Origin of the sequence: Streptomyces calidiresistens (assembly GCF_014141525.1) — a bacterium.
GTDB classification, from domain to species: domain Bacteria; phylum Actinomycetota; class Actinomycetes; order Streptomycetales; family Streptomycetaceae; genus Streptomyces; species Streptomyces calidiresistens.
Genome location: NZ_VKHS01000353.1, coordinates 1 through 5503, shown reverse-complemented (window position 1 = coordinate 5503; position 5503 = coordinate 1). Strand labels below are relative to the sequence as shown.

Genomic DNA, 5503 nt, shown 5'->3' with positions numbered 1-5503 from the left:
GGACCGGGGGGCCGGGGGCGGCTCCGGCGGTGTGCCTGGGGCACGTCGCTCCTCCCTCGGTGTAGGTTCCGCCCCGAACGGCAGACGGCGTCGATCCCCCGATGGGGTGACGCCGGAGACGTCAGAGAGGGGCCGGGAACGGTGAACAGGAAGCTCGCGATGGCGATGGCCGGCTGCACGGCCCTCGCCCTGACCCTCACCGGATGCGGCGACGACACCGCCGAGCGCACCGAGGAGTGGGCCGCCGAGTTCTGCGACGCCGCCGGGGGGCGGCTGCAGCAGATCCAGGCCGCCAACACCGCTCTCGCCGAGGCCAGCGAGAGCGACGAGGAGCCGGCGGTCGTCCAGGAGGTGTACTCCGAGTCCTACGGGCAGCTCTCCGAGGCCTACGCCGGTCTCGCCGAGGCCGTCGAGAGCGCCGGGGACCCCCCGGTGGACGACGGTGAGCAACTGCGCGAGGACGCGGTGGCCGAGCTCAACGCCCTCTCCGAGTCCTACGACGGCCTGCGGCAGGCCAGCGACGAACTGGACACCGCCGACCGGGCCGCCTTCGCGGAGGGGCTGCGGGAGATGGTGGGGCAGCTCGAGGAGTTCGGACAGATCGGCGGGGACGCGCTGACCCGCCTGCAGTCCGGTGAGCTGGGCGAGGCGATGGCCGAGCAGGAGGGCTGCCGGGTGCCGGGCTCGCCGGTGGACGGCGACGGAGACCCCGACGGGGTCGGCTCGCAGGGCGGGGAGGGCGACGGCTCCGGGAACGCCGAGAACCCGGAGGGCTCCGGGGACTCCGGGGACTCCGGGGACTCCGGCGGCTCCGGCGACACCGACGGCTCCGAGGGCTCCGAGGACGCCGATGCCGCCGAGGAGGCCGGCGACCCGGCGGAGGACGCCGCCGACGAGGAGGAGACCGAGGGCTGAGCCCTCGCGGGGCGGGCCGGGTCGCTTCCGGGTCCCGCCCCGGTGGGCTCCGCGGCGCCGCGCGGTGCGCCGGGCCCGGCGCCGCCGGCGCCCGTCGCTCGGCAGAATGATCCCCCGTGAGCACTGTGAGCACTTCGGATCTCCCCGCCCCCGGCGGCGCCCCCCTGCGCGAGGCGCTGCTCGCGGCCGACTTCACCCCCGACGGTCTGCTGGAACGTCTGGGCGCCCCGGCCTACGCCGCCCTGGCGCGCGGCGAGACGGTGCCCGCGCTGCGGGCCACCCGGGACGGCGACGCCGTCGCCGTCCTGGCCCGTCTCTTCCTGTTGCGCGCCCCCGTCCCCGCGAAGCGGGCCGCGGAGGTGCTGCCGCTGGAGGCCGCGCTGGAGGCCGGGTGGCTGCGCCGCGCGTCCGGGGACACGAACGGCGGGCACGGTGGGGAGGCCGCGAACGACGGCGGGACCCCGGACGCGGTCCGGGCCGCCGTGGACATCCGGCCCTGGTCGGGGCCCGGCGGGGAGGACTGGTTCATCGTCTCCGACGCCGGTCACGCGCTGGGCGGCCGGGCCGGCGCGGCCGCCGGCTCCTCGCGCTCCGACGTGGTGCTGGGCGTGGGCGGGGCCTCCACCACGCTCACCCATCTGATCCCCGACGCGCCCGTCGGTCGGGCACTGGACGTGGGCACCGGCTGCGGGGTCCAGGCCCTGCACCTCACCCGGCACGCCTCCGCCGTCACCGCCACCGACACCAACCCGCGTGCGCTGCGCACCGCCGCGCTGACCCTCGAACTCTCCGCCGCGCCCACCGCGGGGTTCCACGAGGGTTCGCTCTACGAGCCGGTCGCCGGGGACGAGCCGTTCGACCTGATCGTCTCCAACCCGCCGTTCGTCATCTCCCCGCCCGAACCCGGTGGCCCCCGCCTGGTCTACCGGGACGGCGGCATGGCCGGCGACGAGCTGTGCCGATCACTGGTGCGCGGGGCCGCCGACCGTCTGGCCCCCGGCGGCACGCTGGTGATGCTCGCCAACTGGGAGCACCCCGTGGACGGCGACTGGCGCGAACGACTCGCCGGCTGGCTCCCGCCCGGCTGTGACGCCTGGGTGGTCCAGCGCGAGGAGCAGGACGTCACCGAGTACGCCGAGCTGTGGCTGCGCGACGCGGGTGACCACCGCGACGATCCGGCGCGGTACGCGGCGCGCTACGACGCCTGGCTGGAGAACTTCGAGGCCCGGGGCGTGCGCGGGGTGGGCCTGGGATGGATCATGCTCCGTCGCTCGGACACCGACCGGCCCTCGGTGCTGCTGGAGGAGTGGGCGCACGCGGTGCGGCAGCCGCTCGGCCCGACGGTGGCCGGGCACTTCGACCTGTGCGGGGTGTTGCGCGAGCGGGACGACGAGCGGCTGCTGGCCGGCCGCTACCGGCTGGTGGACGAGGTGGTCCAGGAGCAGATCGGCCTGCCCGGTGCCGAACACCCCGAGCACGTGGTGCTCCGGCAGCACTCGGGGATGATGCGGGCCCTGACCGTGGACACCGTCGGGGCCGGTTTCGCGGGTGCCTGCGACGGGACCCTGGCCGCGGGGGTGATCGGCGACGCCATCGCGCAGCTGCTCGGCGACGACCCGGCGGAGCTGCGCTCGCGCCTGCCGGAGCTGCTGCGGGAACTGCTGGAGCAGGGCTTCCTGCGTCCGGTGGACTGACCGACGGGGACCGCCGCTCCGTCCCCCCGGGGGGACCGCCGCTCCGTCCCCGGGCCCGTCCCCGGGGACCGGTGGGGCGGGCGACGGGGTGTCCCGCCGCCCGCCCCACCTCCGACCGCCCCGGACACCGGGTCCCCGGGCGGTTCCGTCGGCTCCCGGTCGGTTCCGCCGCGTGCTCAGTAGCGCAGCACGGCCGCCAGCCTGCCGTGATCGGCGAGTGCGCCGTCCTCGACGAACACCACCCTGGCCCCGGTGTCCAGGGCGGTCTCGGCGACCTCGTCCACGATGTCCTCGCGGACCTCGCCGAGGTGCTCGCCGGGGCGTCCGCCGACCGGGGCGGTCTCCTCGCCTCGCTCGGCGAAGCCGCTCGGCGGGAAGTCCAGGATCCGCACCTCGCCGTTGCCGTTGCCGTTGGTCCGCGCGCCGTCGCCGTTCGTCCCGGACGCCTCCGCCTCGCCGTCGGCGGGGAAGGGCTGCAGGTGGCCGTCGGAGACCTGCACGGTGGTGCGGTAGTGCTCCTCCACCGCGACCATGCCGGCCCGTCCCTCGCGCACGGCCGTCCACACCTCGTCGAGTCCGGCGGCGAAGGACTTGCGGCTGACGGCGGTGTCCAGTTCCTCGCCGACCCGCTCGGTGCGGCGGTGGGCGTACTCCTCCAGCAGCGGTCCCATCTCCTCCAGCAGCGCCGGGGCCGAGGCGTCGGTCAGCCCTCCCTTGGTCAGCCGGCCGGCCGTCTCCACGGCGGGGGGCAGGACGTCGTCCAGCAGTCCGAGGGCCTCCGGCAGCCCGGCGACGAACAGCGGCAGCGGCTCCTTGCGGCAGACCTCCTCCACCGCGCCGGCGATGTCGCGGAAGAAGGACTTGGTCCGTTCCTGCGCGTAGAGGCTGTCGGGTCCGCCGGTGCGGTGCATCCGCTCGGGGTCGAAGTTCTGCTCCGGGACGCTGGGCATGCTCATCGGGAAGCCGCAGATCTCCAGCTGGTCCAGGTGCTCGGGGGCGCCCCGCCACAGCACGGCGCGGTCGGCGGCCACCACCAGCAGGTGGTAGCTGCGCTCCGCCGCCCGGGCGGCGACGAGGTTGCGGGTCAGCCAGCTGTCACTGATCACCACGCGCTCGGGCACCCAGCGCGGTACCGGCCACACGTGGAACTCGTCCTCGTCGGCGAGGACGACCAGACCGTCCAGGGTGTAGCGCAGGTCCAGGTCCTCCACGGCCTCCCGGAGCCGGCGCACGACGGCGTCGCGGCTCTGTCGGGAGACGTGGGGCGCCTCGGTGAGCCGGCGTTCGGTGGCGGCGATCAGGTTGCGCAGCCGGATCACATCCTGGTTGTTGTCCGGGCCGTGGCGGTGGGTCGGCAGGGTGATGGTCACGGCGGGGTAGGGGCGGCGTTCGCGCAGCCGGCTCAGGGTGTCGGCGGTCAGTTCTCCGGTGTGCATCGGGAGCCTCCTCGTCGCTGTCGGATCACCGACGGGTTTCCGGTGGACCCCGGCCGGGGCCCGGTGGACGGTCCCCGGGTACCCCGCTGGGGCCGATCGGACCGTCGCGGTACCGGCTCCGGCGGTGCGGCCGCCGGGCGCTGTTCCTCGCCGGGGCCGTCCGGCTCCGGGTCGGTCCGGTCCGGTGGTGGCCGCGCCGCCGATCCGCCGGGCGCACGGCACGCTCCGGGGGTGCGGTCGGGGTGTGGGGCCCCGGCGTTTCCTGCGCGTACCCGGAGCCTCCCGGGTCACGCCCCCTTCATGCCGTTCGTGCCGGTCCGGGACCCGGGGCGGTGATCCGTGCCACCTTCCCGGGGCCCCGCCGGGGACCCGGAACGCGTGCGCCCCGCCACCGGGAGCGGTGGCGGGGCGCACGGGGTGTCGCGCGTCGGCGCGGGGTCAGCTCTTGAGGACCAGGCCCTCGGAGTCGGTGCGGTCGTCCTTGACGAGGAAGAGGATGCCGTCGATCAGGGCCCAGACGCCGAGGCCACCGCAGGTCAGCAGCTGGGCGACGGCCATGCCGTAGTGGCCGGTGTACCAGCGGCCGGCGCCCACGCCGCCGACGAGGATCTGCAGGATGCCGGCGACAACCTTGGACTTGGTGGAGAAGGGCTTGCCGTTGGGTGCGGTCACGGGGGTGGCCATCGGTACTCCTTGGTGCCGAGCGGTGGAGGTTCTGGAACCGGAGGCGGGGTCGTCGGGGACGGCTCCGCCGGGGACGGGTCGTGGTGGGGAGAACCCGTGACGGCCACGTGTCCGTTCCGGCGCGATCTTCGACACGCCGAAGACGGGGATGGTTGCATCAGTCGATCGGTTTTGATCAAACGGTGATCTGACGAGGGCTCATGGGTCCGAAAGAAGGCGAACTCTCCCGTTTTCCCGGCCCCGTGACGCTCAGCCCGGGGTCCATCCCGCGACGTTGCGGAGCACCGCCCAGAGCACGGCGATCGTCAGCACCACCACGGTGCCGGCTCCCTCCAGCCGCGGCCGGTACCGCCGTCCCCGCGCCCCCTCGTACAGCCATCGACCGCCCCACCAGGCCGCCGCCGGCACCCCGAGCACCAGCAGGACGGCGTTGTCGGCGAAGGCGGCCGGCACGTCGCCGTGCAGGAGGTCGTAGGTCATCCGGGTTCCGCCGCAGGCCGGACAGTACAGGCCGGTCAACCAGTGGAACGGGCAGCGGGGCAGCCACTGACCGGGGAGGTGCGGATCGGTGCGGTACAGATACGCCGCGCCGAGGAGGCCGACCCCGAGCGTCGCCAGGGGCGGCAGAACGGGATGGCGGAGTCGGCGGGGCAGACGCTGGCCCCGGCCGCCGGGCGCGGCTCCCGCCCGGCCGGACCCCGGCCCGCCCGCGGGGCCGCCCGCCGCAGGGACGCCGGCGGGAGGACCCACGGGGCCCGGAGGGGGCCCGGAGGG

At 75.5% G+C, this 5503-nt stretch carries 5 protein-coding genes; 2 read left to right on the top strand and 3 right to left on the bottom strand.

Features of this window, described 5'->3' with window-relative positions:
• The first annotated feature begins 141 nt into the window (after window positions 1-141).
• Window positions 142-915, top strand: coding sequence for a small secreted protein (locus FOE67_RS15210; RefSeq protein WP_182664561.1), 774 nt, complete (start codon window positions 142-144; stop codon window positions 913-915).
• Between the two features lie 125 nt (window positions 916-1040).
• On the top strand, window positions 1041-2609 hold the full coding sequence (locus FOE67_RS15205; RefSeq protein ID WP_438874227.1) for a DUF7059 domain-containing protein: 1569 nt from the start codon (window positions 1041-1043) through the stop codon (window positions 2607-2609).
• A gap of 176 nt (window positions 2610-2785) precedes the next feature.
• Here FOE67_RS15205 and FOE67_RS15200 read toward each other — a convergent pair whose 3' ends face one another.
• The 3 genes from FOE67_RS15200 to FOE67_RS15190 form a co-directional block, all read right to left on the bottom strand.
• Entirely contained in the window at window positions 2786-4045 is a 1260-nt protein-coding gene (locus FOE67_RS15200) for a baeRF3 domain-containing protein (protein WP_182664557.1), read from the bottom strand.
• A 438-nt stretch (window positions 4046-4483) separates the two neighbouring features.
• Window positions 4484-4729, bottom strand: a complete 246-nt coding sequence (locus FOE67_RS15195) for a TM2 domain-containing protein (protein ID WP_182664555.1) — start codon at window positions 4727-4729, stop codon at window positions 4484-4486.
• A 249-nt stretch (window positions 4730-4978) separates the two neighbouring features.
• The coding region (locus tag FOE67_RS15190) for a DUF2752 domain-containing protein (protein ID WP_438874226.1) at window positions 4979-5503 on the bottom strand (525 nt) is incomplete at its 5' end.

Excerpts from the sequence above, each read along its gene's own strand:
- FOE67_RS15200 (WP_182664557.1), bottom strand. The coding sequence starts at position 4,045 with ATGCACACCGGAGAACTGACCGCCGACACCCTGAGCCGGCTGCGCGAA.
- FOE67_RS15195 (WP_182664555.1), bottom strand. The coding sequence starts at position 4,729 with ATGGCCACCCCCGTGACCGCACCCAACGGCAAGCCCTTCTCCACCAAG.